Raw genomic sequence first — 26,821 nt, forward strand, 5'->3', positions numbered from 1 at the left:
TCCGCGTACTGGGCGTACGCGGGCGATCCCGACAACGCGGCGAGGCGCCGTGCCAGGCGTCGCGGGGCAGGCGGGACTTTCGAAACGCGCCCTAGAGCCGGCCCCGGCGCAGCGCGGGGTGGTCGGCGACGACCGTGCAGGAGCCGGGGGCGATCTCCGTGAAGCCGGCGTCGCGCACCACCGGCAGTCCGCCGGAGGTGAGTTCCCGCCAGTGGGCGGGGTCGGCGGTGCGGACGGTGAGCGGGAAGCCCGCGTCCCGCCAGGCCGTGCGCTGCTCGTCGGACAGTTCCCACCAGGCGAGCTGGGCGCCGTGACCCGCCTGGGCCATCGCCTTGCCCGCGGACATGTCCAGCCGGGGGCTCATCCACAGCACCGGGACGGCCGGGTCCGGCGCGGCGGGCGGCTCCGGGTCGTCGAGTTCGGTGCCGGAGACCTGGAGCCTCGCCAGATCCTTGGGCCAGCCGTCCAGCGGTACGGGCGGGAAGACCCGCACCTGCGCGGTCCTCCCGGCCACGGTGATGCCGGGCAGGGCCTCGGCCCGCCGCCACTCGGCGCCGCGCGCCCGCCGCACCACCTTGCGGATCCGGGCGTCCTGCCAGTCCCGCACGGCCCGCGCCCACTCCCCGTCACCGGCCGAGCGCTCGTCGGCGAGCAGCACCAGGACCGCTCGGGCCGTGGTCTCCAGGGCGTCCGTACGGGCCGGGGGAGCGGTCCGCTCGATCCGCACCACCAGCGGCAGCACGAACTGCCGCGCCTGGTCTCGTGTGCCGGGCTCGGCCCGGAACGGGCTGTCGTGCGGGGCGGTGGCCGTGGTGGTCTCGTCGGTGCTCACGGCCTCCAGTCTGCCAGCCGGGCGACCGGCCGCCGGACGCGCCGGCCCGCGGGTGATCCCCGGCCGCCGTCCCCCGGCCGCCGGTCGGCCCGTCAGGCGCGGTCGGTCGTGGCGCCGATCAGGTCGGAGACCTTCACCAGCCGGTAGCCCCTCTTGCGCAGCTCCGGTACGACGGCGCGTACCACGCGCTCGGTGGTGGGGGCGGCGCTGCGGGTGCAGTGCATGACCACGACCGAGCCCGGCTTGACCCCGCCCAGGACCTGCCGGACCACGGCGTCCGCGTCCGTCGCGAACGCGTCTCCGCTGACCACGTCCCACTGCACCGCGGTGACGCCGAGACCGCTCAGCGCCCGCAGGGACTGCTGGTCGTAGCAGCCGCCGGGGAAGCGGAAGTACGGCATCGGGTGCGGCACGCCCGCCTTGCGGAACGCCTCGTACGCGCCCTCGACGTCCGACCGCATCCGGTCGGCGGGAACCGTGGGCAGGCCGTAGCAGTTCGCGGTGAACGCGTAGTGGCTGTAGGAGTGGTTGGCGAGCTCGAAGAGGGGGTCGCTGCCGATGGAGCGGGCCTGGTCGGGGTACTGCTCGGCCCAGCGCCCCGTCATGAACACCGTGGCCGGCACCTTCAGCGCGCGCAGGGTGGCGATGAGCTCCGGGTTGTCGAAGTGCTCGCCCGTCGCCGCGCGTGGTCCCTCGTCGGCGGTCATGTCGGCGTCGAAGGTGAGGGCGACCGTCTTGCCCTTGGTGCGGGGGCCGTTGCTGAAGACGGGGGGCAGACCGCCGGGTCCCGGGGTGAGGTTCGGCGGCCGGGAGGGCGAGGGCTTGGCCGGTGCGGAGGGGGAGGCCGACGCTGACGTGGAGGGGTCCGTCAGCCCGGCGCGGGACGCCTCGGTGCCGCCGCAGGCGGCCAGAGCGGCGCTGAGCGCGCAGAGGGCGGTGATGCGTCGTACAAGTGGGATCACCCGATGAACATATGACCTTCTTCGATCACGGGAACGGCGGCACGGCCGTGCGGTCACCCGCCCGGTGGCCGGGCGCTCCGGTCCCGCCTCAGCGGCCGTAGCGGGCGGTGAGGGTGCCGGAGGCCAGGGTGTGGCCGCTCAGCGCGCGCCTCACGTCGGCGGCCGTGGCGTCGGGCCTCAGGGCGAGGCGGCGGTCGGCGGCGTACACCGTGAAGACGTAGCGGTGGGCTTTGCCCGGAGGCGGGCAGGGGCCGCTGTAGCCCGTCTTCGAGAAGTCGTTGCGCCCCTGGGCGGCTCCCGGCGGGGTCGCGCCCGCCGGAAGGCTCGTGGTGCGCGGGTCCATGTTCCAGACCAGCCAGTGCGTGAACGTGCCCCGCGGGGCGTCCCGGTCCTCGACCAGCAGGGCCAGCCCCGCCGTGCGCGCGGGAACCCCGGAGAACGCCAGCGGCGGCGAGACGTCCGCGCCGCTGCACGTGTAGCGGCCGGGAACGGTGCCGCCGTCGCCGAACGCCGGGCTCGACACGGTGATCCGGCCCGCGGTACCGGGTGAGGCGGTGCCGGAGCCGCTCGGCGTGGCGGCACCCGGGCCCCCACCGCCGCCCCCGCACCCCGCGAGGCCCCCCAGCGTCGCGATCAGGACAACCCCCACGAGCCGACTGCGCATGTCACGCACGCTAACGACGGCCCCACGGTGCCGCCACCGCGCGGGGCCGTCCGGAGTATGGGGGACGGGGGACCGGGTCGGAGGGAAGCCAGTCCCCCGCCGGGCAACGCCCGCCCCGTCGCGCGGCCCGGCACGCTCTCCTGGGCTCTCCGAGGGGACCCCCACTCGCCGCACGGCCGAAAGCCCAAGTACATCCAGTACGAGGGCTTCCGGCCGGCACTCCCCCAAGCTCTTCGAGCAGGGCCCCCAGAGCACGCACCGGACGCCGCTCCTTGACGGGCGAAGCGCCGTCCGCCCGGAGGGCGGGCCCCGCGGCGTCTCGTGCGGTGCATCGCAAGGCGGAGGGTCGTCCGCGTACTGGGCGTACGCGGGCGATCCCGACAACGCGGCGAGGCGCCGTGCCAGGCGTCGCGGGGCAGGCGGGACTTTCGAAACGCGCCCTAGGTCCCGGTGCGGGCCGCGCTGCCGTCCGGGTCGGGGGTGACCGCGTCGGCGCTGCTCCGGACGGGGGTGATCGGGGCCGCCTCGGGGACGGGGTCGCCGGGATCCGCGGGTGCCTGCGCGGCCTCAAGTGTCTGCGCACCCTCGAGCAACTGTTCGGGCAGCTGTTCGGGCGAGCTGGAAGCCGCCGGCGCCATGCTCCGGTCCAGGCTCCTGGCCCTGGACGGTTCCGGTTCCGGCTCCCGCTGGGCCTTCTCCAGGAAGCGCAGGAGCTCGACCGGGAAGGGCAGGACCAGGGTGGAGTTCTTCTCGGCGGCGACCGCCGTCACCGTCTGGAGCAGCCGCAGTTGCAGCGCGGCGGGCGTGTCCGCCATCTGCTGGGCGGCCTCGGCCAGCTTCTTCGACGCCTGGAACTCCGCGTCCGCGTTGATGATGCGGGCCCGCCGGTCCCGGTCGGCCTCCGCCTGCCGGGCCATGGACCGCTTCATCGTGTCCGGCAGGGAGACGTCCTTGATCTCCACGCGGTCGATCTGCACGCCCCACCCGACGGCCGGGCTGTCGATCATCAGCTCCAGCCCCTGGTTGAGCTTCTCGCGGTTGGACAGCAGGTCGTCCAGGTCGCTCTTGCCGATGATCGAGCGCAGGGACGTCTGCGCCATCTGCGACACCGCGAACTTGTAGTCCTCCACCCGGATGAGCGCGCTGGCGGCGTCGACCACCTTGAAGTAGACGACCGCGTCCACGCGTACCGTCACGTTGTCCCGGGTGATGCCCTCCTGGGCCGGGATCGGCAGCGTGACGATCTGCATGTTGACCTTGTACAGCCGGTCCACGAACGGGACGATCACTGCCAGGCCCGGTGGTCGCGGCTCACCGGTCTGCCGGCCGAGGCGGAACACCACCCCGCGCTCGTACTGCTTGACGATCCGCATGGCCGCGGCGAGGTACACGAACCCCACGCAGCCCGCGGTGATCACGGCGGTCACCAGTTCCTGCACCATGACGAGGACTCCTCGACCGGTCGCCGGTATGCGTGCTATGCGCTCGCTACAACGATATGCCCGGTCCAAGGCCAGGGTCGAGCCGCCGGACGGCCTCCGCTCACAGGGCCGTGAAGGCGTCCGTCCGCGGGCAGTGCGCCAGCACCGCGCCGGTGTGCACCTCGTAGTACCAGGCGTGCAGCGTGAGCCGGCCGTCCGCGAGCCGCTTCCCGACGCACGGGGTACGAGCGCAGCCGCAGCAGCCGGGTCAGGGCGTGGCTCTGGACGCCCTCGGCGACCGCCGGGTCCTCCGCGGCCCCGGCGGGCCGGGGCGTCGCGTGGGCCAGCCAGTCCCGTACGGGCGGGTGCGGCGTCGAGGTCGTCCCCGCGGACGAGGGCGCCGACCGCACCGCAGTGCGAACGGCCGCAGACGACGATGTCGCCGACGCCGAGCACCGCCACCGCGTACTCGATGGTGGCCGCCTCGGCGGTGGGCCGCGCCGAGGCGTACGGCGGCACGGTGTTGCCCGCGGTGCGCAACTCGAAGAGCTCGCCGGGGCGGGCACCGGTGATCAGGGCCGGGACGACCCGGGAGTCGGAGCAGGTGATGAACAGGACTTCGGGGGACTGGCCCCCGGCGAGCCGGGCGAAGTCCTCGGGGCGCCGTCCGAACGTACGGGCGTTGTGGATCAGGGCTGCATGGGGTGACTCCGTGTCTCCGGCGCGGACCGCCCAGCGATCAAGAGCTGGTCAGGAGACGAGGTGAACCCCGAGAGGCCGTCCGCCGGGGCGTCGTCACGGTCAGTGCGTCCCGACGAGCCCCTTGGCGTCCCGGGCGAGGGCGGTGAGGCGGGATATCGCGCGGAAGTACTTCTTGCGGTAGCCGCCGTTCAGCATCTCCTCGCTGAACAGCCGGTCGAAGGGCAGCCCGGAGGCCAGCACGGGCACCTCGCGGTCGTAGAGCCGGTCCGCGAGCACCACGAGCCGCAGTGCCGTCGACTGGTCCGGCACCGGCCGCACGTCGGTGAGGCACACGGCCGCCACACCGTCGGTCAGCGCGCCGTAACGGCTGGGGTGCACCTTGGCCAGGTGCTCCAGCAGGTGCGGGAAGTCGTCGAGCGAGGCGTTCTCGGTGGCGTACGCCGCCTTGGTCACCTGCTCGTCGGAGTACGGCGCCGGCGCCTCGGGCAGGCCGCGGTGGCGGTAGTCCTCGCCGTCGATGCGCAGCGTGCGGAAGTGCGCGGACAGGCCCTGGATCTCGCGCAGGAAGTCGGTGGCGGCGAAGCGGCCCTCGCCGAGCTTGCCCGGCAGCGTGTTGGAGGTGGCGGCGAGCGCGACGCCCGCGTCGACCAGCCTGCCGAGCAGGGTGGAGACGAGCACGGTGTCGCCCGGGTCGTCCAGTTCGAACTCGTCGATGCACAGCAGGCGGTGGCCGGAGAGGGTCTCGACGGTCTTCTGGAAGCCGAGGGCGCCCACGAGGTTGGTCAGCTCGACGAAGGTGCCGAACGCCTTGCGGGCGGGCTCGGCCGGGGTGGCGTGCCACAGGGAGGCCAGCAGGTGGGTCTTGCCGACTCCGTAACCGCCGTCGAGGTACACACCGCGGGGCCCGGCACCGGAGGCCTTGCCCTTGCCCTTGCTCTTGCTCTTGCCGAAGCCGAAGAGGCCGCGCCTGCCGGAGCCGGTCGCGGGCGCCCCGCCGAGTCCGGCGGCGAAGTCGTCGAGGATCTCGACGGCCTCGGTCTGGCTGGGCTGCTTCGGGTCCGGGATGTACGTCGCGAAGCGCACCGAGTCGAAGCGCGGCGGCGGCACCATCTCGGCGACCAGCCGGTCCGCGGGGACGTGCGGCTCGCGCGCGCACAGGGACAGCGGGGCGGCGGCGGTCAGGGAGCTGAGCCCGGAGGCGGCTGTGGAGGACGACACGGTTCCCCATGGTAAGCGGCGTGGAACACTGCACGTCATGCGACGCCTGTTCCCTGTGACCGACGAAACAGCAGCCCAGACCCTGGACGGGACGCACGGGGCCGGTGGCACGAGCGTGCCCGGCGCCCTTGTGGACCGGGAGTGGACCTTCGCCGAGCTGGCCGCCGCCTACGCCTACCCCGAGCGCGGGGCAGCGGGCGGGGAGCCGTGGCTGCGCGCCAACATGGTCGCCACGCTCGACGGTGCCGCCCAGCACGAGGGCCGTTCGCAGCCCATCTCCAGCGCCGCCGACATGCGGATCTTCGGCACCCTGCGGGCACTGGCCGACGTGGTGGTGGTCGGCGCGGAGACGGTACGCCGGGAGGGGTACCGCCCGGCCCGGGCCCGGGCGGAGTTCGCGGCGCTGCGGGAGGCGGCCGGGCAGGGGCCGGCTCCGGCGATCGCGGTTGTCACGGCGAGCCTGGGGCTGGACTTCTCGCTGCCGCTGTTCACCTCGCCGCTGGTGCCCACGCTGATCCTCACGGGCGCGGCGGCGGCCCCGGAGCGGATAGCGGCCGCGGAGAAGGCGGGCGCGCGGGTGGTGCTCGCCGGTGACGGCGTCGGCGTCGACCCCGCCCGCGCCGTCCGGGCCCTGGCCGAACTCGGCCACACCCGCCTGCTCACCGAGGGCGGCCCCCGCCTGCTCGGTCAGATGGTGGCGTCCGGCGTCCTCGACGAAATGTGCCTCACGGTCTCGCCGATGCTCACAGCGGGCGACGCCCAGCGCATCGCCGGCGGCCCCTCCGTCACGGTCCCGCAGCGCTTCGTCCTCGCGTCCCTGCTGGAGGACGACGGCTTCCTGTTCAGCAGGTACCGCCGCCCCTGACCGGAGGCCCACCTCCGCCTACCCGGGGGTCCGCTCCCCGGGTGAACGGAATCAATAGTTCCGGTCTGTGTGCGGTGGGTGAGCAAAATCCCGCGATACCCGTGCGATCACGGGGCAGGATGGTTTCCGCAGGGGCTGCTACGGCCCGTGGCGGGAGACGGAGGGTCCAGGGACCCTCGGAGGAGAAAGGGCGCCTGGTGTTCACAAGCGTTTTGATGATCGAGAAGGCCCTGACGTCCGCCGACGTGGAGTTCGTCACCACCTTGCACGGCGAGGAGCCGGTGTTCTTCCATGTGCTGCTCCAGCCGCGCGGCGACCAGGCGGACCGGTTGCTGCGGGCCATCGACGACATCGCGCTCGGCGAACTGGACGAGGCCGCGCGCGAGGGCGAGACCCCCGAGGGCGCGGCCGCGAAGGGCGCCGGGGAGCAGGCCCTGGACGTGTCCCTCATCGCGCTGCGCGCGGCGGGCAGCCGGGCCGAGGGCCGGCTCGTCGAGGACCATCCGCTGGACGCGCTGAAGTCCCTGGTCGCAGAGGTCGACGCCGACGAGGTGATCGTCCTGACCGACCCGCACTACGTGGAGGAGTTCTTCCACCGCGACTGGGCCTCCCGGGCCCGCCACAAGGTGGGCGTACCGGTCCTGAAGCTCTTCTCCCACAGCAAGGCATAGGCTTGGGCGGCGCCCCCGCACGGTGGCGCGCGCACCGTCGTACCGCAGCCGCACCACCTGGGGAGAAAAGCGCATGGCACCCGGCCTTCCTACCGCCATGGACCGACCGCACTTCATCGGCATCGGCGGCGCCGGGATGTCGGGCATCGCGAAGATCCTCGCCCAGCGCGGGGCCAAGGTGGCGGGCAGCGACGCCAAGGAGTCGGCGACCGCGCAGGCACTGCGCGCGCTGGGCGCCACCGTGCACATCGGGCACGCGGCCGGGCACCTCGCCGACGACGCCAGCTGCGTCGTCGTCTCCTCGGCGATCCGTGAGGACAACCCGGAGCTGGCCCGCGCGGCCGAGCTGGGCGTCCCGGTCGTCCACCGCTCCGACGCGCTGGCCGCCCTGATGGCGGGCCTGCGCCCGATCGCGGTCGCCGGCACCCACGGCAAGACGACGACCACCTCGATGCTGGCCGTGTCCCTCGGCGAGCTGGGCCTGCGGCCGTCGTACGCCATCGGCGGCGACCTGGACGCCCCGGGCTCCAACGCGCTGCACGGCGACGGCGAGATCTTCGTCGCCGAGGCGGACGAGTCGGACCGCAGCTTCCACAAGTACGCGCCCGAGGTCGCCATCGTCCTCAACGTCGAGCTCGACCACCACGCCAACTACGCCTCGATGGACGAGATCTACGAGTCCTTCGAGACCTTCGTGGACCGGATCGTCCCCGGCGGCACCCTGGTGATCGCCGCCGACCACCCGGGTGCGCGGGAGCTGACCCGGCGCGTGGCCGGTTCGGTGCGGACGGTGACGTACGGCGAGGCCGAGGACGCGGACGTGCGGATCCTGTCGGTCGTGCCGCAGGGCCTCACGAGCGAGGTCACCGTCCTGCTGGACGGCACCGAGCTCACCTTCCCCGTCTCCGTCCCCGGCCGCCACTACGCGCACAACGCCGTCGCCGCGCTGGCCGCGGGCGCCGCCCTGGGCGTCCCGGCCGCCGGACTCGCCTCCGCGCTGGCCGCGTACACCGGCGTCAAGCGGCGCCTGCAACTCAAGGGCGAGGCCGCCGGCGTCCAGGTCGTCGACTCCTACGCGCACCACCCGACCGAGATGACCGCCGACCTGGAGGCGATGCGCGCGGCCGCGGGCGACGGCCGGATCCTCGTCGTCTTCCAGCCGCACCTGTTCTCCCGCACCCAGGAGCTGGGCAAGGAGATGGGCCAGGCGCTGGCCCTCGCGGACGCCTCCGTCGTCCTGGACATCTACCCGGCCCGCGAGGACCCGATCCCCGGCGTCACCAGCGAGCTGATCATCGCCGCCGCCCGGGCGGCGGACGCCGACGTGACGGCCGTCCACGACAAGGCCGAGGTGCCCGACGTGGTGGCGGGAATGGCGAAGGCCGGTGATCTCGTTCTCACCATGGGCGCGGGCGACGTCACCGACCTCGGACCGCGCATCCTGGACCGTCTGCCGAAGTGAGGGGCGCGAGACTCATGCCGTACGACGTCGAGAAGCCGGACGAGCAGTGGCGGGCCGAGCTGAGCCCGGCCGAGTACACCGTGCTGCGGCAGGCCGGCACGGAGCCCGCCTTCACCGGTGAGTACACCGACACCAAGACCAAGGGTGTCTACTCCTGCCGGGCCTGTGGCGCCGAACTGTTCACCTCCGGCACCAAGTTCGAGTCCCACTGCGGCTGGCCGTCCTTCTACGACCCGAAGGACACCGACGCCGTGGAGCTGCTGGAGGACCGCTCCCACGGGATGGTGCGCACCGAGGTGCGGTGTGCCCGCTGCGGGTCGCACCTCGGGCACGTCTTCGAGGGCGAGGGGTACCCGACCCCGACGGACCAGCGGTACTGCATCAACTCGATCTCCCTGCGGCTGGTCCCCGGCGAGGACTGAGGCGGCCGCGGGTCCCGGCGTGCGCCCGCGGTCCGCGGGTCCCGGCGTGCGCGGGGACCCGCGGACCGCGTCCGGGAGCGCGGGCGGTGCGCCCGTCACAACGCCTCGTCGTCCCACTGGTCGAGCAGCAGGTCGCCCAGGTCCCTGCCGGGCCGCGCCGACCCGCCGTGCAGCGACTGTTCGGTCCAGATGACCTTGCCGTGGGGTGTGTACCTCGTCCCCCACCGCCGAGCCAGCTGGGCGACGAGGAACAGACCGCGTCCGCCCTCGTCCGTCACGGCGGCCCGGCGCGGGTGCGGTGAGGTGCTGCTGCCGTCGGAGACCTCGCAGATGAGGGTGCGGTCGCGCAGCAGCCGCACCCGGATCGGCTCGCTGCCGTAGCGGATCGCGTTGGTGACCAGTTCGCTGAGCAGCAGCTCGGTGTCGAAACCCACCTCCTCCAGTCCCCACGCGTCCAGCTGCCGGGCGCACGCCGCGCGCAGCGGGGCGACGGACGCGGAGTCGCGGCGCACGTCCCACTCCACGACGTCCGCCGGGTCCAGCAGCCGGGTGCGGGCCACCAGCAGCGCGACGTCGTCGCTGGGGCGCGGTGGCAGCACGGCGTCGATCACCGCCCGGCACGTCTCCTCCGGGCTCCGGTCGGGCCGGCCGGCCAGGGTGTCGCGCAGCAGGGCGAGGCCGGTGCCGATGTCCCTGCCCCGGTCCTCCACCAGCCCGTCGGTGTACAGGACCAGGAGCGAACCCTCCGCCAGGTCCAGCTCGGCGGCCTCGACGGGCAGGCCCGCCGCCAGGCCGAGGGGCGGGGAAGCGGGCACCTCGGGGAAGTGCACCGTGCCGTCGGGACGTACCAGCGCGGGCCCGGGGTGACCCGCCGTCGCCACGGTGCAGCGTCCGCCGACGGGGTCGTAGATCGCGTACAGGCAGGTGGCCCCGGTGACCGCGTCGGCCTCGGCCTCGGCCGCCCTGTCCTGGTCAATCCGGGTGACCAGTTCGTCGAGGTGGACCAGGATCTCGTCGGGCGGCAGGTCGAGGGCCGAGAAGTTGAGGACGGCGGTGCGCAGACGGCCCATGGTGGCGGCGGCGTGCAGACCGTGTCCGACGACGTCGCCGACCACGAGGGCCACGCGCGCACCCGGCAGCGGGATCACGTCGAACCAGTCCCCGGCCACGCCGACCTGCGCGGGCAGGTAGCGGTGGGCCACCTCCAGCGCCTCCTGCTCGGGGCGCCCCCGGGGCAGCAGGCTGCGTTGCAGGGTCACGGCGACGCTGTGCGCGTGGGTGTAGCGGCGTGCGTTGTCCACGGACACGGCCGCCCGCGCGACCAGCTCCTCGGCGAGGGAGAGGTCGTCGTCCTCGAAGGGGCTGCGCCGGTCCGTCCGCCAGAAGTCGGCCAGTCCCAGCACGACGCCCCGCGCCCGCATCGGCACGGCGATGAGCGAGCGGATCCCGTGGTCGAGGATCCTCGCGGCCGTTTCCGGGCTCTGGACCCGCCAGTCGTGGGTGGCGCGCAGATCGGCCTCCAGCACCGCGTGACCGTTCTCCAGCGCCGCCGCCATGGGGGTGCCGGGCAGCCAGGTGATCCGCTCGCCCACGGGGAAGACGGGCGGGTCCGGGCCGTCGCCGCGGATGGCCGTGCGGCGCATGTCCGCCGTGTCCGCCGGCTCGTCGCCGCGCAGGACGGGTTCCAGCAGCTCGACGGTGACCAGGTCGGCGAACCGGGGGACGGCGACCTCCGCCAGTTCCTCGGCGGTCCGTACGACGTCCAGAGTGGTGCCGACCCGCACACCGGCGTCGTACAGCAGCCTCAGACGCTCCTGAGTCTCCTCGACGCGGCCCGAGAGGGCGCGCAGTTCCGTGGTGTCCCGCAGCGTCGTCACACTGCCGGCCGGTCCTCCCCCACGGTCCGTGAGGCGGGTGTTGGCGACCAGCAGCCGGTCTCCCGCGAGGAGCACCTCGTCGCTGGCCACCCCGCCGGAGGACAGCAGCGCGGACGCCCGCGGTTCGAGGCCGAGGTCGGCGATCCGGCGTCCCTCCGCGTCCGCCGGCAGGTCCAGCAGCCGCCGCGCCTCGTCGTTGGCCAGGAGCAGCCGGCCCTCGCCCGAGACGACGAGGACGCCCTCCCGCACGGAGTGGAGGACGGCGTCGTGGTGCTCGTACATCCGCGTCAGCTCTACGTGGCCCAGACCGTGGGTCTGCCGCCGCAGCCGCCTGCTCGCCCACGCCGATCCGCCCGTGGCCAGGACGAGCGCTCCCCCCACGCCCCCGAGCAGGACCGGCAGCTGGCGCTGGACCGTCGTGTTCACCGTCTCGAGTGTGATCGCGACGTCCACGACGCCCGCGACCGAGCCGTCCGGCCGGAAGACGGGGACGATCGAGTCGACCGCGGGGCCGCGGCTCGCCGTGATGACCTTCGTGAAGGGCCTGCCCTCCGCCGCCTGCTTGTACGGACCTATGACGTGTTTGCCGATCAGGGCGGGGTCGGGGTGTGTGAGCCGGATCCCGTCCTTCCGGTACACGACGACGAAGGCCACACCCGTCCGCTTCCGGGCCTCCTCGGCGCGCGGCTGGAGGATCGCCGTCGGATCGCGGCTGTCGAGGGCCGCCGCGGTATCCGGGGCGCTGGCGAAGGCGTCGGCCACGGAGCGTGTGCGGTGCCGGGCGTCCGCCAGGCTGTTGCTCCGGGTCTGGAGCACCAGGACGACACCCGCGGCGACGATGAGCACCAGCAGCATCATCATCTGGAGGGCGAACGCCTGCGCGGCGAAGCTGCGCGCGCCCGGCGCCGGACGCCGCCGCCTCGCGGGCCTGTGAGGACGTCCGTGTGCGTCGGCGGTCCGAGCCCGCCGTTCGTGCTCCGGCTCCGGGTCCGCGCGGTGCCGGAGCGCACGACGGCCGGTGCGGATACGGGACACCAGGATCCGGCATCGGTCGAGAAGTCCGGCCATAGGTTCATTTTCCAGCACCGGCGGCCACGGCGGAGTCACCGGCGGCTACCGGGCCGGCGGGCGCCCTGGGGGTAGCGGCCGCTTTGCGGGGCACTCTTGCGGTGGGACAATATGGGACACAGGTGGCGTCATCGGCGTCACCGGCACTCTTCGCTTTCCTTGGTGAGGCGGGTGGAAGACATGGACATAGCCTCCTACGCCGTGCTGGCCGTGGCACCCAATGTGTGGGCCACCTTCGGCGCCTTCATCGGTGGACTCGTCATCGTGATCGCCTTGGTGTGGGCCGTCGGCATGGGTATCGGTGTGATGCGCCGCGAGCCGGACCGGCCGACCGAGGCGGAGCAGCCGCACCTGCCGGTCACCGGCGCCGTCCACGAGATCAGGGAGATGCGGGAGCTGGACGAGCTCCACGTGGACGACGGGGAGCGGCTCATGCCCTACGAGCTGCACGCCACCGGAACCCGCCGCAGCCAGGACCAGCACCGGCGGCGCTGGCACCCGGGCAGCAGCGGATCCTTCGGCGGTGGCGGCCCCGGCCGGACCTGACCCGGCCCCGGCCGCACCCGTCCAGGGGACGGGCCTTCACGGGCCCGCCCCCGCCCCTTGTCGGGGCCGGGGCGCCGGTGCGGCCGGTGGCGCGGTGCGGGCGGCCCGGACCGAGTCCGTCGGTGTCGCGGGCGCGATGCTGGGTAGGCGTGGGTGTCGAAAGGCGCCACGGGGCCTGGGAACCGCCCGGTCGGGCGGGCCCGCGCGCCGGGGACTCACAGCTTGCGCACAGAGCGGTTACGGGGGACGGGGGTGTCGCGTGCAGACGTCGCACGGCACGAGGTGCTCGGACTCTTCCCGCAACGGCCCGCGCGACCGCGGCCGAGAGCGGACAGCTCCTGCCAGACCCGAAGGGTATTCGGCGTTTTGATACGGATAGATTCAGTCACCAAGCGGTATCCGGACGGCACACTGGCTGTCGACCGGCTCTCGCTCGAGATACCGGACCGCTCGATCACCGTCCTCGTCGGACCGTCGGGATGTGGCAAGACCACCACTCTGCGCATGATCAACCGGATGGTGGAGCCGACCGGGGGCTCCATCCTCCTCGACGGCGTCGACATCCAGGAACAGCCCGTCAACACCCTGCGCCGGTCGATGGGGTACGTCATTCAGAACGCGGGGCTCTTCCAGCACCGCACCATCGTCGACAACATCGCGACCGTGCCCCGCCTGCTCGGCTGGAACAAGCAGAAGGCCCGGGCGCGGGCGGCGGAGTTGATGGAGCGGGTCGGCCTCGACGCCTCGCTCGCCAAGCGCTACCCGTACCAGCTCTCCGGCGGCCAGCAGCAACGCGTCGGCGTGGCGCGGGCGCTCGCCGCCGACCCGCCGGTGCTGCTGATGGACGAGCCGTTCTCTGCCGTGGACCCGGTGGTGCGCAAGGGCCTTCAGGACGAACTACTCCGCATCCAGGATGAGTTGGGCAAGACCATTGTCTTCGTCACGCACGACATCGATGAGGCCGTCAAGATCGGCACGATGGTCGCGGTCCTGCGCACCGGCGGCCGGCTCGCCCAGTACGCCCCGCCGGCCGAACTGCTCTCGGCGCCCGCGGACGACTTCGTCGAGGACTTCCTCGGCACCGACCGCGGCATCCGCCGGCTGTCCTTCTTCGCCTCCGGGGGACTGGAGTTGACGAGGACCCCGATCGTCACCGCCGACTCCACCGCCGAGCAGATCGCCGCCCGCGCCATCCCCGACGTGCCCTACCTCCTCGTCACCGACCCCGACGGCAGGCCCCTCGGCTGGAGCGAGCCGGAAGCCTTGGCCGACGGGCCCCTGGACGTCGCACGACTCCTGTCCCACGGGCGGCCCTTCGAGTACGGCACCGACTCGCTGCGCGCCGCACTCGACGGCGCCGTGCTCTCGCCGACCGGCTGGGCGGTCGCCGTGGACGGCACCGGCCGCGCGGTCGGCGTCGTCTCGCAGCAGACCATCGGCGAGGCGATCCGCACCGCCCACGCCGCGGGACGTACCGGGCCGGAGACCGACGCGGGGGCCGCGGCGGAGGCCGGCGCCGACGCCGGAGCAGAGGCCGGCGCCGACGCCGGGGTCGCCGGATGAACCGATTCTTCGACATCCCGAGCGACCTCCAGCACAGCTGGCTCGGCCTGATCGGCCTGCACCTGCGCGAGGCCCTGCTTCCGGTGCTGGCCGGTCTCGTCGCCGCCCTGCCCCTCGCCCAGCTGTGCGTGCGGTTCCGCTGGCTGTACCCGCCCGTGCTGAGCCTGACGACCGTGCTGTACGCGATCCCGTCGCTGGCGTTCTTCGTCGTCCTCATCGACTACACCGGCCAGACCGAGCTCACGGTGATGATCCCACTCGCCGTCTACAGCCTCGTCGTGCTCGTCCCGGCGATCGTCGACGGCGTCCGCTCGGTGCCGCAGGAGACCCTGGCCGCGGCCACCGCCATGGGCCTGGGACCCGTACGCCGGTATCTCCAGGTGCAGTTGCCGATCGCGGTGCCCGCGATCATCGCGGGGCTGCGGGTGGCCGCCGTCTCCAGCATCTCGCTCGTCAGCGTCGGGATGCTGATCGGCAACCAGGGCGCCCTGGGCAATCTGCTCCACGACGCGCAGATCTACAACCGGCCCGAACTCGCCTGGAACTCCGTCCTCACCACGGCGGCCCTGGCGGTCGTCACCGACGCCGTGCTCGTCCTCGTACGCCTGCTGCTGACCCCCTGGATGCCGCGCGGCACCCGCCACCGCGCCCCCACGGACGCCGAGGCCCGGCCCGAGCCGGCCACGCCCGCACTGGAGGACGCCGCCCGGTGAACGTACTCCACTTCGTCAACGCCTTCTTCAGCGACGCCGCCCACTGGAAGGGCTACGACGGCATCCCCACGCGCCTGGCGGAGCACGTCCAGTACTCCCTGATGGCCCTGGGCCTGGCCGCCGTCATCGGACTGCCGGTCGGCCTGCTCACCGGGCACTACGGGCGCGGCGGCAACGCCCTCGCCCTGATCGCCACCGCCGGGCGGGCGCTGCCCAGCTTCGGCCTGCTGGTGCTGATGGTCATCCTGCTCGGCTTCGGCAAGATCCCCGTGATGATCCCGCTGGTCGTCCTCGCCGTCCCGCCGATCCTGATCACGACCTACGAGGCGATGCGCTCCGTCGATCCCTCGCCGGTGGACGCCGCCCGCGGCATGGGCATGGCCGAGTCGCGCGTCCTGTTCCAGGTCGAACTGCCCGTCGCCCTCCCGCTGATCCTCAGCGGACTGCGCTCGGCGGCCATCCAGATCGTCTCCACGGCCACCATCGCCGCCTACGTCAGCCTCGGCGGCCTCGGCCGGTACATCGTCGACGGCCTCTACCAGCACGACTACGAGAAGGTCGTGGGCGGGGCCGCGCTGGTCGCCGTGATGGCGCTGGCGACGCTCGCCGTGTTCTGGGCGGTCGCGCGGCTGGCGGTGTCGCCCGGGGTGCGCCGTGGCGGATGACCGCGGGCATCGAAGCCGATCGGTGACCCGGCGCCTCTTGACTGACGAAGAAGCCGCTGGATTGGATCAAATCGCGGTGCTCGCGCCCCGCGTGCTGCTGCCGCTGCCATGCGCCCGACCAACCTCTCAGCCGGGAACGGAAATTGTGACTTCCAAGACGAAGAGCACCAGGTCCAGCAAGAGCCACTTCTGGGCGGCCGCCGTCGCACTCGCCGCCACCTCGGCGCTTGTCGCGGGGTGTTCGTCCGGCGGCACCTCCGGCAAGGACCCGCTCGCGGAGGGCAGGGCGAGCGGCGGCATGGTCGTCGTCGGCTCCAACAACTTCGCCGAGAGCATCCTGATCGCCGACATCTACGGCGAGGCCCTGAAGGCCAAGGGCATCAAGGTCGAGTACAAGCCCAACATCGGCAGCCGCGAGACCACCTACGGTCTGCTCAAGAACGGCTCGATCACCGTGCTGCCCGAGTACAACGGGGCGCTGCTGGCCTACCTCGACTCCAAGGCCGCCCCGAAGACGGTCGAGGAGACGACGGCCGCCATCGACGCCAAGCTGGACTCCGGGCTGACAGTGCTCGAGCCGGCGCCCGCGCAGGACAAGGACTCCGTCACCGTCAACGCCGAGACGGCGAAGAAGTACGGCCTCACCGAGAAGTCCTCCATCGCGGACCTCAAGGACGTCGCCAAGGACCTGGTCATCGGCGGCTCGCCGGAGTTCCAGGCCCGGCACCAGGGCCTGAAGGGCCTGAAGTCCGAGTACGGGCTGGAGTTCAAGTCCTTCAAGGCGCTGGACGCGGGCGGCCCGCTGACCCAGGCGGCGCTGAAGAAGAACACCGTGCAGGTCGCCGACGTGTTCACCACGGATCCGACCATCGCCAAGGAGAAGTTCGTCGTCCTCCAGGACCCGAAGAACCTCTTCGGCTTCGAGAACGTCCAGCCGCTGGTGTACAAGTCCGGCCTGGACCAGAAGGGCGTCGACGCGCTCAACGCGGTCTCCGCCAAGCTGGACACGGCCACCCTGCGGGACCTGGACACCCAGGTGCAGTCGCAGAACAAGGACCCGCTCGACGTGGCCAGGGCCTGGCTGAAGTCCGCGGGCCTCGGCTGATCCACCGCGGTGGGACACGGGCCCGCGGGGCCGTGACACCGACCGCTCGCCGGGTGCCGGACGGACGACCGTCCGGCACCCGGCGAGGCGCGAGCCTTGGGGATCCGTCGGCTCAGAGGTCGAACTCGTGCGGCGGCAGCCCCAGGGCGAAGCAGGCCTCGCGCACCATGGCCTGCTCGGTCTTGTCGAAGTCGCCGTCCGCGCCGCCGATGACGATGCCGATCTGGACGACGGCACGGGCCTCGGCGGGCTTCTTCTTCGCCTTGGCGATCTCCTGCAACACGCTGACCTTGCCGAAGTCGTAATCGGCGGTCAGCTTGTTCAGGTTCTCCTCGAAGCGGCGGCGCAGGTCGTCCGCGGGGAAGTTCTGCAACACCTCGTTGGTGGCGATCAGTTGCGCGACACGCTGACGCTCCGACGGGTCGACGGTGCCGTCGGCGGCGGCCACGAGGGCGCACATCGCCATGCTCGCGTCCCGGAAGGCACCGCTCTTCAGGTCGTTCTTCTTCGCCACGAGCTGGGTCTGCATCTGCGTCGCGGAGTCCTTGATGCGGTCCCACAGGGCCATGTGCTCTCCAAGTGTGGTGTCGGTTGTCTGACACGTTCCGTGCTGCATCTACAGCGACGTAGAAACTAATGGAGCGACGGATAAGTTCCGGCGGACGAGTTCCGGCGGGTCCCGTCCGTGCCGGGCCGCCTAGACTGGTGCGGCTCGTACGACGCGTGCGCGAACAGGAGGAAGACGACCGTGGCCGCAGCCGGCAGTGGCTTCGAGGATCCGCCAGCCGACGTGCTCGCGGAGGCGGCCGCGGCCTTCGGGCTGCTCGCCTCGCCCGCCCGGCTGCACATCGTGTGGGCACTGGCCCAGGGTGAGAGCGACGTCACCGGGCTCGCGGAGCGGGTGGGCGGCGCGCTGCCCGCCGTCAGCCAGCACCTGACCAAGCTGAAGCTCGCCGGGCTCGTCCGCTCCCGCCGCGAGGGCCGGCGGCAGGTCTACTTCGTCGACGACCCCGACGTGGTCGACGTCGTACGGCTCACGGTCGCCCGGCTCACCGACCGGGGCGCCGCCGCCGATGCCCCGGCGCGCCGCCTCCGTGGCCTCTGAGCTCACGGCGGCCCGCCCGGCCGCGCCCGACGGAACATCCCTCCAGGTACTGCGACGGCTCGACAGCGGCCCGCGCGGTCTGACCGACGCCGAGGCGGAGGCCCGGCTCGCGGCGGTCGGCGAGAACACGGTTCCCGAGGTGCGCGCCCCGTCCTGGCCCCTGCTGTGGGTGCGCTCCCTGCGGGACCCGTTCACGGCCGTACTGCTCTGCCTGGGCCTGGTCTCCACGCTCGTCGCCTCCTGGGGGACCGCCTCGGTGATCCTCAGCCTGGTCGTGGTCAGCTGCGTGCTGCGCGCGACCGGCGAGCACCGGGCCGACCGGTCCATGGCCGCCCTGCGCGAACTGGTCGCCGGCACCGCCACCGTGCTGCGGCGGACGGCCGGCGAGGAACGGCCGCGCGCCCGGGAGGTCCCGGTCACCGAACTGGTGCCGGGCGACGTGCTCCGCCTCGGCCCCGGCGACCTCGTACCGGCCGACGTACGACTGCTGCGCGCCCGTGGGCTGACCGTGCATCAGGCCGCGCTCACCGGCGAATCCGCCCCGGTCGCCAAGGCGGCCGTGGAGGAGCCGGGGCTCGGGCAGCGCGGCCCTTTCGGGCAACCGCATCTGTGCTTCCAGGGCAGCAGCGTCGCCACCGGCACGGCCACGGCTGTGGTGGTGCACACGGGGGCGCGGACGCGGTTCGCCGCCGCCCACGGCAGTGCGGGCCGCGGGCGCGCGGACCGTACGGGCCCCAGCGCCTTCGACCGCTCCGTGCAGGGCATCTCCTGGGTGCTCATCCGGTTCATGCTGCTGACGCCGCCGCTGGTGCTGATGGCGAACGCGGCGCTGCGCGGGCGCGGCCTGGAGACCCTGCCCTTCGCCGTGGCGGTGGCCGTCGGGCTCACGCCCGAGATGCTGCCCGTGATCGTCACCCTCTGCCTGGCCCGCGGCACCCGGCAGCTCGCCCGGACCCACGGCGTCATCGTCAAGCGGCTGCCCGCACTGCACGACCTGGGCGCCGTCGACGTGCTCTGCGTCGACAAGACCTGCACCCTCACCCAGGACCGGCCCGTCGTCGAACGGGCCCTCGACGCGGACGGCCGTGACGACCCGGAGGTGCTGCGCTGGGCCGCGGTCGGCGCCTGGTGGACGCTCCAGCTCGCCGAACTGCCCGCGCCGGACGCGCTCGACGAGGCACTCCTGGAGGCCGCCGGAGCGGTCGGCGAGGAGCACGACGGGGTCGCGGCCGTCACCTTCGACCCGGTACGGCGCCTGGCCACCGCCGTGGTGCGGGGCCCGCTCGGCAGGCACGTCCTCGTCGTCCGGGGTGCCGTGGAGGCCGTACTGGAGCGCTGCGCGCTGGAGCCCGCCGAGCGCGAGCGGCTGCGCCAACTCGCCGCGCGCGAGGCGGACGCCGGGCTGCGGCTGCTGGCCCTCGCCACGGCCGAACGACCCGCCCGTACCGGTGACTACACCCCCGCCGACGAGCGCGACCTGACATTCCGGGGCCTGATCGCCTTCCGCGACGCGCTCGCGCCGACCGCGGCCGAGGCCCTGCGCGGGCTCGCCGAGGCCGGTGTCACCGTGAAGATCCTCACCGGTGACCACCCCGGCACGGCGGCGCGCGTCTGCCGCGACCTGGGGCTCGAGGTGGGGGAGGTGCACACCGTGGCCTCCGGTCCCGGCGGGGACGGCGCGCTCGCGGCGGCCGCCGCCCGTTCCACCGTCTTCGCCCGCTGTACGCCGGACGACAAGGCCAGGGTCGTCGCCGCGCTGCGGGCCGCCGGCCACACCGTCGGCTTCCTCGGCGACGGCGCCAACGACGTGCCCGCGCTACGGGCCGCCGACGTCGGCGTCGCACCGCGGGCGGCCTGCGACATCGCCCGGGAGAGCGCCGACGTGGTGCTCGCCGACAAGGACCTCACGGCGATCGGCCACGCCGTGGCGGCCGGCCGGCGGGCCAGCAGCAACATCGCCTCCTACCTGCGTGTCACGCTCTCCTCCAACCTCGGCAACGTCATGGCGATGCTCGCCGCGGGCCTGCTGCTGCCCTTCCTGCCGATGCTCCCGGTGCAGGTGCTCGTCCAGAACCTCTGCTTCGACGCGGCCCAGTCGTCCTTCGCCCACGATCGTCCGGGAAGGGCGGCGCTGCGCCGCCCGACCGTGCTGCGGCCGCGTGCCTTCCTGCGGTTCATCACCGGGTTCGGCACGCTCAACGCGGTCGCGGACCTCGCCACCTTCGCCGTCCTCGCCCTCGTCCTGTGGGGGCCCGACGCGCTGAACGACGAGGCCGTCTTCCACTCGGCCTGGTTCACCGAGAACCTGCTGACCCAGGCCCTGGTGATGGTGCTCCTGCGCACCGGCCGCAACGAGGGCGGCCGGCGGCGGCTGCCCGGACCCGTCGGCCGGGCCGCGGCCGTCCTCGCCCTCGCCGGGCTGCTGCTCCCGTTCAGTCCGCTGGGCCCGCCGCTGGGCATGACGGAGCTTCCCCTGCCCTACTACCTGCTGCTCGCCGCCGTCCTGGGACCGTACGGACTCGCCCTCGCGGCGGCGGTCCGACGGTACGAGCGGCGAGGTGCGGAAGCCGCCGCCCCGGGGTACGCCGCTGACCGCCGCGGCCGCGCCGCGGTCCCTGGTCCGGGAGCCGGCCGAGGGTGAGGCAACTGCCGGCCGCCGACCGGCACAAGGAGGTTCGGCGCCCACGCAGCCGCGGGGCCGGGGCGGCGCCCCCGGTGAGCACCAGCACCGCGGCGCCGCCCGCCGGCAGCGGCGCGGAGGGACCCTGGCCGGCGTCGGTCGCGGACGCCACGGGGCTGCTGTCGGGAGCGCCCGAACGCGCCTGAGCGGTGGAGGAGTCCGGCGTCTCCCGCGCCGGAGCGCTCGTGTGCGGTCCGTGCGAGGGGCTCGTACTCCTGCGTGAGTGCCCGGCTTCGGCGTACCGGGGGCCGGACTGCCGCCCGAGCGGCCGGAGTCGCCCGGTCCGGCCGTTCCGCTCGTGCCGGCCGTTCCGCTTGTGCCGCTCGGCCCGCCCGTGCCGGCGGTCCCGCTCGTCGCCTTCGCGAACACCACGTCCGAGCACGAGTGGTAGGTGTCCGGTGTGCTGCTGTTCTGCCAGACGGTGAACGGCACATGACGGCCCGTCCGGTCGGCCGGCAGCGTCGCCCCGATGCGGTACGCGCCGCCCGTCAGCGGCGGGTCCTTGACCTCGGCGAAGGGGCGGGCGGGCAGGTCCGACCGGATCAGCGGCCTCGTCGGGTCGTAACCCCGGCCTGGTCAGACAGCGCTTGAACGTGCCCTCGTGCGGGACGGTCGAGGCGTACGACATGGTGAGCCTCGCACCCGGCACCAGAGGGGTCGACGGCCAGTCGGTGCGGGCGAGGTCGAGGCCCTTGTACGCGGGCGGTCCTGCGCTGCACAGCTTTCCGTCGGGGACGACCCGGCGAGCCCGGCCGCCCACGTTCGCCACCCGCAGGTTGTGCCACGCGGTGAACGGGGCGCCGTTCGCGGCGACGGCCGCCCGGCACGCGGCCGAACCGGCGAGGCCGCCCCCGTCCGGCGAGCAGGCGAACACCCTGCTGACCGGCTCGGTCGGGGCGCCATGCGCCCGGGCGGGCCCCGCCTCCCACAACGTGAGCAGGCGGACACCGCCAGCGGCGGCTGCGGTGCCCCTGAGGGGCGCGGTCGTCCGGGTCATCGGGAGACGTCTCCTGGGCCGGCGGGGAAACGGGCTGCTGTCCGGTCCAGTGCGGGCAGCGGCGTGAAGCGTTCAACCGACCGGGGAGCGGCGGTACATGAGCGAGGGCGGCGGACGACCGATACAGCGCGTCCCGTCCGCTTCGCCCGGCAGCGTGAGTTTCCGGAGCGCCGCGGGTGACGGCAGAGGGGCCAAGGGGCCCTGGTGGACGCCTCGGAGCCGTGAGCTATCGTGTACGCGGAGTGAGAAACAAACGGCACGCCCGTTCGTTACGGCCCCGGGAGTGTTCTGTCCATGCCGAGGCAGTTACGCGCCGAACAGACCCGCGCGACGATCATCACGGCCGCCGCCGACCTGTTCGACCGGCGCGGCTACGAACGGACCAGCCTGAGCGACATCGTCGCACACGCACACGTCACCAAGGGCGCCCTGTACTTCCACTTCGCGGCCAAGGAGGATCTGGCCCACGCCATCCTGGAGTTGCAGTCCCGGGCCGCCCAGCAGGTGACCAGCCGCGTGGACGAGCAGGGCTACTCGTCGCTGGAGGCCCTGATACGCATCACCTACGCGCTCACCCGCCTCACCGTGGAGGGCCCGGTCACCCGCGCCGGCCTGCGACTGGCCACCGGGGGAGTCGAGGTACGCCCGCCGCTGCGGCACCCGTTCACCGAGTGGCTGGACATCGCCACCGGCAAACTCCTCGGCGCCGTCAAGGAGTACGAGATCCAGCAGGACGTCGACGTCCACGCCGTCGCGCACTCCCTCGTCTGCTTCTTCGTGGGCACCCGGGTCGCCGGCCGGCCCCTGGAACCCATGGCGCGGCTGCCGCGCAGGACGACCGAGATGTGGCACCTGCTGATCCGCGGCCTGGTGCCGGTGCACCGGCGCCCCCGCTATCTGAGCCTCGCCACCCGGCTGGAGCGGGAGATCGTCGTCGTATGAGCCGCCGGGTACGGTGAGGCGCATGCCCGCCAACCCGTCCGCGCCCGTACTCCTGGGCAACGAACCCGGTTCCTTCCCGCACAGCGTGCTGGCCGAACGGCACCCGGCCATCATCCGGCAGGTGCGCGACGCCTTCCCCTACGGCCCCGAGCAGCACCGCGCCCTGGACGCGCTGCTGGAGAGCTGCGCCGAGGGCGTGATCGACGACCTTCCCGCCGCCGCGCCCGACCGGGACCGCTGGCAGGCCTGGGGCCTGGGACGGTACGCCGGCCACTCCTGGTTCGACGTGCCGTGGCTGTGGTCCGAGAGCTACTTCTACCGCCGTCTCCTCGAAGCCGTCGGCTACTTCGAGCCCGGCCCCTGGCAGGGCATCGACCCCTTCCGCCCGTCCAAGCTCGCCGAACTCGACTCCCCGGAGACCGACGAGGAACTGGCGGCGCTCGACGAACTGGAGAGCAAGCCGGCGGCGGAGCGCGCGGACGCCCTGCTGCACGGCTCGCTCTGGGGCAACCGCGCCGACCTCGGCTTCCGGCTGTCGGCGGGCGGTGCCGAGGCCGGGCCGCCCGTCCCCGCCCTGGTCGCCGACGAAAGGGCGGCCCTCTGGTCACTGCTGCCGCCCTCCGGCACCGGCACGCTCTGCCTGGTCACCGACAACGCCGGCCGCGAACTCGTCCCCGATCTCCTCCTCGTCGCCCACCTCCTCGCGCAAGGCCACGTCCGGCGGGCGGTCCTGCACGTCAAGCCGTACCCGTACTACGTCTCCGACGCCACCACCGCCGACGTCGTCGACGCCGTACGCCGGCTGACGGCGGCTCCCGGCGCGGCCGCGGAATACGGGCGCCGCCTGTGGTCGGCGATGGGCGAAGGCCGGCTGACGGTCCGGGCGCACCGTTTCTCCTGCGCCCCGCTGCCGTACGCCGCCATGCCCGGCGACCTGCGCGAGGAGTTCGCCGCGGCGACGCTGACCGTGTTCAAGGGCGACCTGAACTACCGGCGGCTGGTGGGCGACCGGCTGTGGCCCCCGACCACGCCGTTCGCGGACACCACCGGCCACTTCCCCGGCCCCCTCGCCGCCCTGCGCACCCTGAAGTCCGACGTGATCACCGGCCTGGACGCGGACACCGAGGCCGCGCTGGACGCCGCCGAGGGAGAGCGCTGGCGCGTCGCGGGCACGCACGCGCTGATCCAGGTCAGGAGCTGACCGGTCGGCCTGCCCGCGCCGCGGGACAACCCGGTTCACGTGCGGGTTCACGCGATGGAGTGATCGCGTTGGTGCGTACGGATGGTGCCGGAGTGTCGCGGGTAGGGCCGGGCCATGACGCAGCAGCCCTTCGAACTCCCGCACTTCTACATGCCGTATCCCGCGCGGCTCAACCCGCACGTCGACGAGGCCCGCGCCCACTCGACGCGGTGGGCGCGCGACATGGGCATGCTGGAGGGCTCCGGGATCTGGGAGCAGTCCGATCTCGACGCGCACGACTACGGACTGCTCTGCGCCTACACCCACCCCGACTGCGACGGACCCGCCCTGTCGCTCATCACCGACTGGTACGTGTGGGTCTTCTTCTTCGACGACCACTTCCTGGAGACCTTCAAGCGCAGCCAGGACCGCGCGGGCGGCAAGGCCTACCTGGACCGGCTGCCCCTGTTCATGCCCCTCGACCTCGCGACCCCCGTCCCCGAGCCCCGCAACCCGGTCGAGGCCGGCCTCGCCGACCTGTGGGCGCGTACGGTGCCGTCGATGTCGGCCGACTGGCGCCGCCGGTTCGCGGTGGCGACCGAGCACCTGCTGAACGAGTCCCTGTGGGAGCTGTCGAACATCAACGAGGGGCGGATCGCCAACCCCGTCGAGTACATCGAGATGCGCCGCAAGGTCGGCGGCGCGCCCTGGTCGGCGGGGCTGGTGGAGTACGCGACCGCCGAAGTGCCCGCCGCCGTCGCCGGAACCCGGCCGCTCAGGGTGCTGATGGAGACGTTCTCCGACGCCGTGCACCTGCGCAACGACCTGTTCTCCTACCAGCGGGAGGTCGAGGACGAGGGGGAGTTGAGCAACGGCGTGCTGGTCCTGGAGACCTTCTTCGGGTGCACCACCCAGGAGGCCGCCGACTCCGTCAACGACGTCCTCACCTCCCGCCTGTACCAGTTCGAGCACACCGCGCTCACCGAAGTGCCCGCGCTGGCCCTGGAGAAGGGCCTCACTCCGGCCGAGACCGCGGCGGTGGCGGTGTACGCCAAGGGCCTCCAGGACTGGCAGTCCGGGGGCCACGAGTGGCACATGCGCTCCAGCCGGTACATGAACGAGCGGGCCCGGCCCACCAGTCCCTGGCAGCGACTGGCAGGCCCCGGCACCTCCGCGGCCGACGTGGGCGCGCTGCTCGCGGCGGCCGGCATGGAGAGGCTGCGCGCGTACACGCACGTGCCCTTCGAGAAGGTCGGCCCGTCCCGCATCCCCGACCTCCACATGCCCTACCCGCTGGGGCTGAGCCCGCATCTGGACGGCTCCCGGCGAAGGCTCGTCGACTGGTGCCACAGCATGGGCATCCTCGAGGAGGGCGTGTGGGACGAGGACAAGCTCGCCGCCTACGACCTGGCGCTGTGCTCGGCCGGCATCGACCCGGACGCCACGCCCGAGGCGCTCGACCTGAGCGCGCGGTGGCTCGCCTTCGGCACCTACGGCGACGACTACTACCCGCTGGTGTACGGGCACCGCCGCGACCTGGTCGCCGCGAAGGCGACCACGGCCCGCCTGTCGGCCTGCATGCCCGTGGCGGGGGAGGCGGCGACCGTGCCGCTCAACGCCATGGAGCGGAGCCTGACCGACCTGTGGGCGCGCACCACCGCGGAGATGACCCCCGACCAGCGGCGCACCCTGAAGCACGCGATCGACTCGATGACCGAGAGCTGGGTCTGGGAGCTGTCCAACCAGCTCCAGAACCGTGTCCCCGATCCGGTCGACTACCTGGAGATGCGGCGCGCCACCTTCGGCTCCGACCTCACCCTGAGCCTGTGCCGGATGGGACACGGCCCGGCCATCCCGGCGGAGGTCTACCGCAGCGGCCCGGTCCGCGCTCTGGAGAACGCGGCCGTCGACTACGCCTGCCTGCTCAATGACGTCTTCTCGTACCAGAAGGAGATCGAGTACGAGGGCGAGATCCACAACGCGATCCTGGTCGTACAGCACTTCTTCGGCATCGACTACCCGGCCGCGCTCAAGGTCGTCCAGGACCTGATGAACCAGCGCATGCGCCAGTTCGAGCACGTCGTCGCCCACGAACTACCCATCGTCCACGACGACTTCGAACTGTCCGAGGAGGCGCGGGCGGCCATGCTCGGCTATGTCACCGACCTGCAGAACTGGATGGCGGGCATCCTCAACTGGCACCGGAACGTCGACCGGTACAAGGCCGAGTGGCTGGCCGGCCGGGCCCACGGCTTCCTCCCGGACCGCCCGCCGGCCCCCGCCCTCTCCGTGGGCTGACCGCCCACCGAAACAGCCGGCAGCCGGAGGGGTCGATGGAACAGACAGCGTTGCGTCCCAAGCCGATGCCCGGACAGGGGCCCGGTGGCGGCGAGCACGGCCCCGTACGGCGCCCGCTCGCCACGCGCCGCCGCGGCCGCCGGCTCGCGGCCCCGGCGTGCGGGGTGCTCGCCGGGATCGTCCTGGTCCTGTCCGGGGTCGGTATCGGCACGGTGGGCGTCACGGTGATCGGGGCGAGCAGGCCCGCCCCCGCCGAGCCGCAGCGGCGGGCCGGCACACAAGGGCACACCGATCCCTCGCCCGTGTCCCCGCCCGCGACACCGCCGACCGCCCCCCTGTCGCTGCGTCCGACCCTGGGCGTGGAGGTGGTGGACGACGGCAGGCCCGGAGCCCGGGTGGTCGGCGTCCACGTCCCAGGCCCCGGCTACACGGCGGGCCTGGTCCGCGGCGACGTACACCTGGGCTTCGGCGGAACCCGGGTCGACACGGCGGCCGACCTGGCCCGCGCGGTCGCCGCGGCCCGCCCGGGGCAGGCGGTGATCCTCACCGTCCGCCACGCCGCCGGCGGCTACCAGCAGCTGCCCGTCACGCCGGGAATCGTGACATGACGGCCCCCGCCGCATCCCGTTGGCCTTGCCTGCTCCGGTGCGTGGCCCGCTCCGGTGCGTGGCCCGCTCTGGTTCGTGGCCTGCTCCGGTTCGTGGCCCGACCAGGACGTGGTCCGCCTCGGTCCGTGGTCGGCCTGACTCGTGACCTGTGCTCCGACCCGTGGCCCGCTCCGGTGCGTGGCCCGCTCTGGTTCGTGGCCTGCTCCGGTTCGTGGCCCGACCAGGACGTGGTCCGCCTCGGTCCGTGGTCGGCCT

Annotated in this window: 22 protein-coding genes and 3 pseudogenes; 15 read left to right on the plus strand and 10 right to left on the minus strand. The window is 73.2% G+C overall.

Annotation, left to right across the window (positions count from 1 at the left end; translation table 11 throughout):
* Positions 1–91 precede the first annotated feature (91 nt).
* The 6 genes and pseudogenes from ACFY4A_RS16105 to zapE form a co-directional block, all read right to left on the minus strand.
* Positions 92–832 (minus strand): peptidyl-tRNA hydrolase, encoded by a 741-nt coding sequence (locus ACFY4A_RS16105; RefSeq protein ID WP_390830060.1) that lies wholly within the window; start codon positions 830–832, stop codon positions 92–94.
* 92 nt (positions 833–924) lie between these two features.
* Positions 925–1,794: a polysaccharide deacetylase family protein gene (locus ACFY4A_RS16110; RefSeq protein WP_390830061.1), complete on the minus strand. Its 870-nt coding sequence runs from the start codon at positions 1,792–1,794 to the stop codon at positions 925–927.
* An 88-nt stretch (positions 1,795–1,882) separates the two neighbouring features.
* The gene (locus tag ACFY4A_RS16115; RefSeq protein WP_390830062.1) at positions 1,883–2,458 is read right to left on the minus strand and encodes a YbhB/YbcL family Raf kinase inhibitor-like protein; all 576 of its coding nucleotides are present in this window, start codon (positions 2,456–2,458) and stop codon (positions 1,883–1,885) included.
* 440 nt (positions 2,459–2,898) lie between these two features.
* On the minus strand, positions 2,899–3,900 hold the full coding sequence (locus ACFY4A_RS16120; protein WP_390830063.1) for a slipin family protein: 1,002 nt from the start codon (positions 3,898–3,900) through the stop codon (positions 2,899–2,901).
* A gap of 100 nt (positions 3,901–4,000) precedes the next feature.
* Positions 4,001–4,572, minus strand: a pseudogene (locus tag ACFY4A_RS16125) (carbonic anhydrase).
* Positions 4,573–4,680: 108 nt separating this feature from the next.
* Complete coding sequence (gene zapE / locus ACFY4A_RS16130; protein ID WP_390830064.1) at positions 4,681–5,799, minus strand: cell division protein ZapE; 1,119 nt, start codon at positions 5,797–5,799, stop codon at positions 4,681–4,683.
* Between the two features lie 37 nt (positions 5,800–5,836).
* On the opposite strand from zapE, the gene ACFY4A_RS16135 reads away from it, so the two are divergent.
* The 4 genes from ACFY4A_RS16135 to msrB all read left to right on the plus strand — a co-directional run bounded on the left by ACFY4A_RS16135 (position 5,837) and on the right by msrB (position 9,219).
* Positions 5,837–6,664, plus strand: a complete 828-nt coding sequence (locus ACFY4A_RS16135) for a pyrimidine reductase family protein (RefSeq protein ID WP_390830065.1) — start codon at positions 5,837–5,839, stop codon at positions 6,662–6,664.
* A 197-nt stretch (positions 6,665–6,861) separates the two neighbouring features.
* Positions 6,862–7,335 carry an indole-3-glycerol phosphate synthase gene (locus ACFY4A_RS16140; RefSeq protein ID WP_390830066.1) on the plus strand — a complete coding sequence of 158 codons (474 nt, stop codon included), beginning with the start codon at positions 6,862–6,864 and terminating at the stop codon, positions 7,333–7,335.
* A gap of 73 nt (positions 7,336–7,408) precedes the next feature.
* Positions 7,409–8,797: a UDP-N-acetylmuramate--L-alanine ligase gene (murC, locus tag ACFY4A_RS16145; protein ID WP_390830067.1), complete on the plus strand. Its 1,389-nt coding sequence runs from the start codon at positions 7,409–7,411 to the stop codon at positions 8,795–8,797.
* A 14-nt stretch (positions 8,798–8,811) separates the two neighbouring features.
* Positions 8,812–9,219 (plus strand): peptide-methionine (R)-S-oxide reductase MsrB, encoded by a 408-nt coding sequence (gene msrB, locus ACFY4A_RS16150; RefSeq protein WP_390830068.1) that lies wholly within the window; start codon positions 8,812–8,814, stop codon positions 9,217–9,219.
* A gap of 95 nt (positions 9,220–9,314) precedes the next feature.
* Here msrB and ACFY4A_RS16155 read toward each other — a convergent pair whose 3' ends face one another.
* A complete protein-coding gene (locus ACFY4A_RS16155; protein ID WP_390830069.1) occupies positions 9,315–12,164 on the minus strand; it encodes a SpoIIE family protein phosphatase in 2,850 nt (949 codons plus the stop codon).
* Positions 12,165–12,344: 180 nt separating this feature from the next.
* On the opposite strand from ACFY4A_RS16155, the gene ACFY4A_RS16160 reads away from it, so the two are divergent.
* From ACFY4A_RS16160 to ACFY4A_RS16180, 5 genes are all read left to right on the plus strand, one after another.
* Entirely contained in the window at positions 12,345–12,710 is a 366-nt protein-coding gene (locus ACFY4A_RS16160; RefSeq protein WP_361412436.1) for a DUF6479 family protein, read from the plus strand.
* Between the two features lie 366 nt (positions 12,711–13,076).
* Positions 13,077–14,273 (plus strand): ABC transporter ATP-binding protein, encoded by a 1,197-nt coding sequence (locus tag ACFY4A_RS16165; RefSeq protein WP_390830070.1) that lies wholly within the window; start codon positions 13,077–13,079, stop codon positions 14,271–14,273.
* On the plus strand, positions 14,270–14,986 hold the full coding sequence (locus tag ACFY4A_RS16170) for an ABC transporter permease (RefSeq protein WP_390830071.1): 717 nt from the start codon (positions 14,270–14,272) through the stop codon (positions 14,984–14,986). The genes ACFY4A_RS16165 and ACFY4A_RS16170 overlap by 4 nt, the downstream gene beginning before the upstream one ends.
* Positions 14,983–15,651: an ABC transporter permease gene (locus tag ACFY4A_RS16175; RefSeq protein ID WP_390830072.1), complete on the plus strand. Its 669-nt coding sequence runs from the start codon at positions 14,983–14,985 to the stop codon at positions 15,649–15,651. The genes ACFY4A_RS16170 and ACFY4A_RS16175 overlap by 4 nt, the downstream gene beginning before the upstream one ends.
* A gap of 145 nt (positions 15,652–15,796) precedes the next feature.
* Positions 15,797–16,756, plus strand: coding sequence for an ABC transporter substrate-binding protein (locus ACFY4A_RS16180; protein WP_390830073.1), 960 nt, complete (start codon positions 15,797–15,799; stop codon positions 16,754–16,756).
* A 112-nt stretch (positions 16,757–16,868) separates the two neighbouring features.
* Here the strand turns inward: ACFY4A_RS16180 and ACFY4A_RS16185 are convergent, their stop codons facing one another.
* Positions 16,869–17,324, minus strand: coding sequence for a tellurite resistance TerB family protein (locus ACFY4A_RS16185; RefSeq protein WP_390830074.1), 456 nt, complete (start codon positions 17,322–17,324; stop codon positions 16,869–16,871).
* Between the two features lie 180 nt (positions 17,325–17,504).
* Here ACFY4A_RS16185 and ACFY4A_RS16190 point away from each other — a divergent pair, with 180 nt between their 5' ends.
* Positions 17,505–17,861 (plus strand): metalloregulator ArsR/SmtB family transcription factor, encoded by a 357-nt coding sequence (locus tag ACFY4A_RS16190; RefSeq protein ID WP_225075702.1) that lies wholly within the window; start codon positions 17,505–17,507, stop codon positions 17,859–17,861.
* Positions 17,830–20,502, plus strand: a complete 2,673-nt coding sequence (gene mgtA, locus ACFY4A_RS16195; protein WP_390830075.1) for a magnesium-translocating P-type ATPase — start codon at positions 17,830–17,832, stop codon at positions 20,500–20,502. Before ACFY4A_RS16190 ends, mgtA begins: the two co-directional genes overlap by 32 nt.
* 468 nt (positions 20,503–20,970) lie before the next feature.
* Here mgtA and ACFY4A_RS16200 read toward each other — a convergent pair.
* Both ACFY4A_RS16200 and ACFY4A_RS16205 read right to left on the minus strand, forming a co-directional pair.
* A pseudogene (locus ACFY4A_RS16200) lies at positions 20,971–21,087 on the minus strand (lytic polysaccharide monooxygenase); the annotation flags it as partial.
* 70 nt (positions 21,088–21,157) lie between these two features.
* Positions 21,158–21,538 (minus strand): annotated as a pseudogene (locus ACFY4A_RS16205) (lytic polysaccharide monooxygenase); the annotation flags it as partial.
* Between the two features lie 294 nt (positions 21,539–21,832).
* Between ACFY4A_RS16205 and ACFY4A_RS16210 the strand changes: the two are divergent.
* The 4 genes from ACFY4A_RS16210 (at position 21,833) to ACFY4A_RS16225 (ending at position 26,566) form a co-directional block, all read left to right on the plus strand.
* Positions 21,833–22,480 carry a ScbR family autoregulator-binding transcription factor gene (locus ACFY4A_RS16210; protein ID WP_390830076.1) on the plus strand — a complete coding sequence of 216 codons (648 nt, stop codon included), beginning with the start codon at positions 21,833–21,835 and terminating at the stop codon, positions 22,478–22,480.
* A gap of 22 nt (positions 22,481–22,502) precedes the next feature.
* Complete coding sequence (locus ACFY4A_RS16215) at positions 22,503–23,681, plus strand: damage-control phosphatase ARMT1 family protein (protein WP_390830077.1); 1,179 nt, start codon at positions 22,503–22,505, stop codon at positions 23,679–23,681.
* Between the two features lie 114 nt (positions 23,682–23,795).
* A complete protein-coding gene (gene cyc2 / locus ACFY4A_RS16220) occupies positions 23,796–25,958 on the plus strand; it encodes a germacradienol/geosmin synthase Cyc2 (RefSeq protein ID WP_390830078.1) in 2,163 nt (720 codons plus the stop codon).
* Positions 25,959–25,993: 35 nt separating this feature from the next.
* Entirely contained in the window at positions 25,994–26,566 is a 573-nt protein-coding gene (locus tag ACFY4A_RS16225) for a PDZ domain-containing protein (protein WP_390830079.1), read from the plus strand.
* Positions 26,567–26,821 lie beyond the last annotated feature (255 nt).

This window comes from Streptomyces sp. NPDC001292 (genome assembly GCF_042896465.1).
GTDB lineage: Bacteria > Actinomycetota > Actinomycetes > Streptomycetales > Streptomycetaceae > Streptomyces.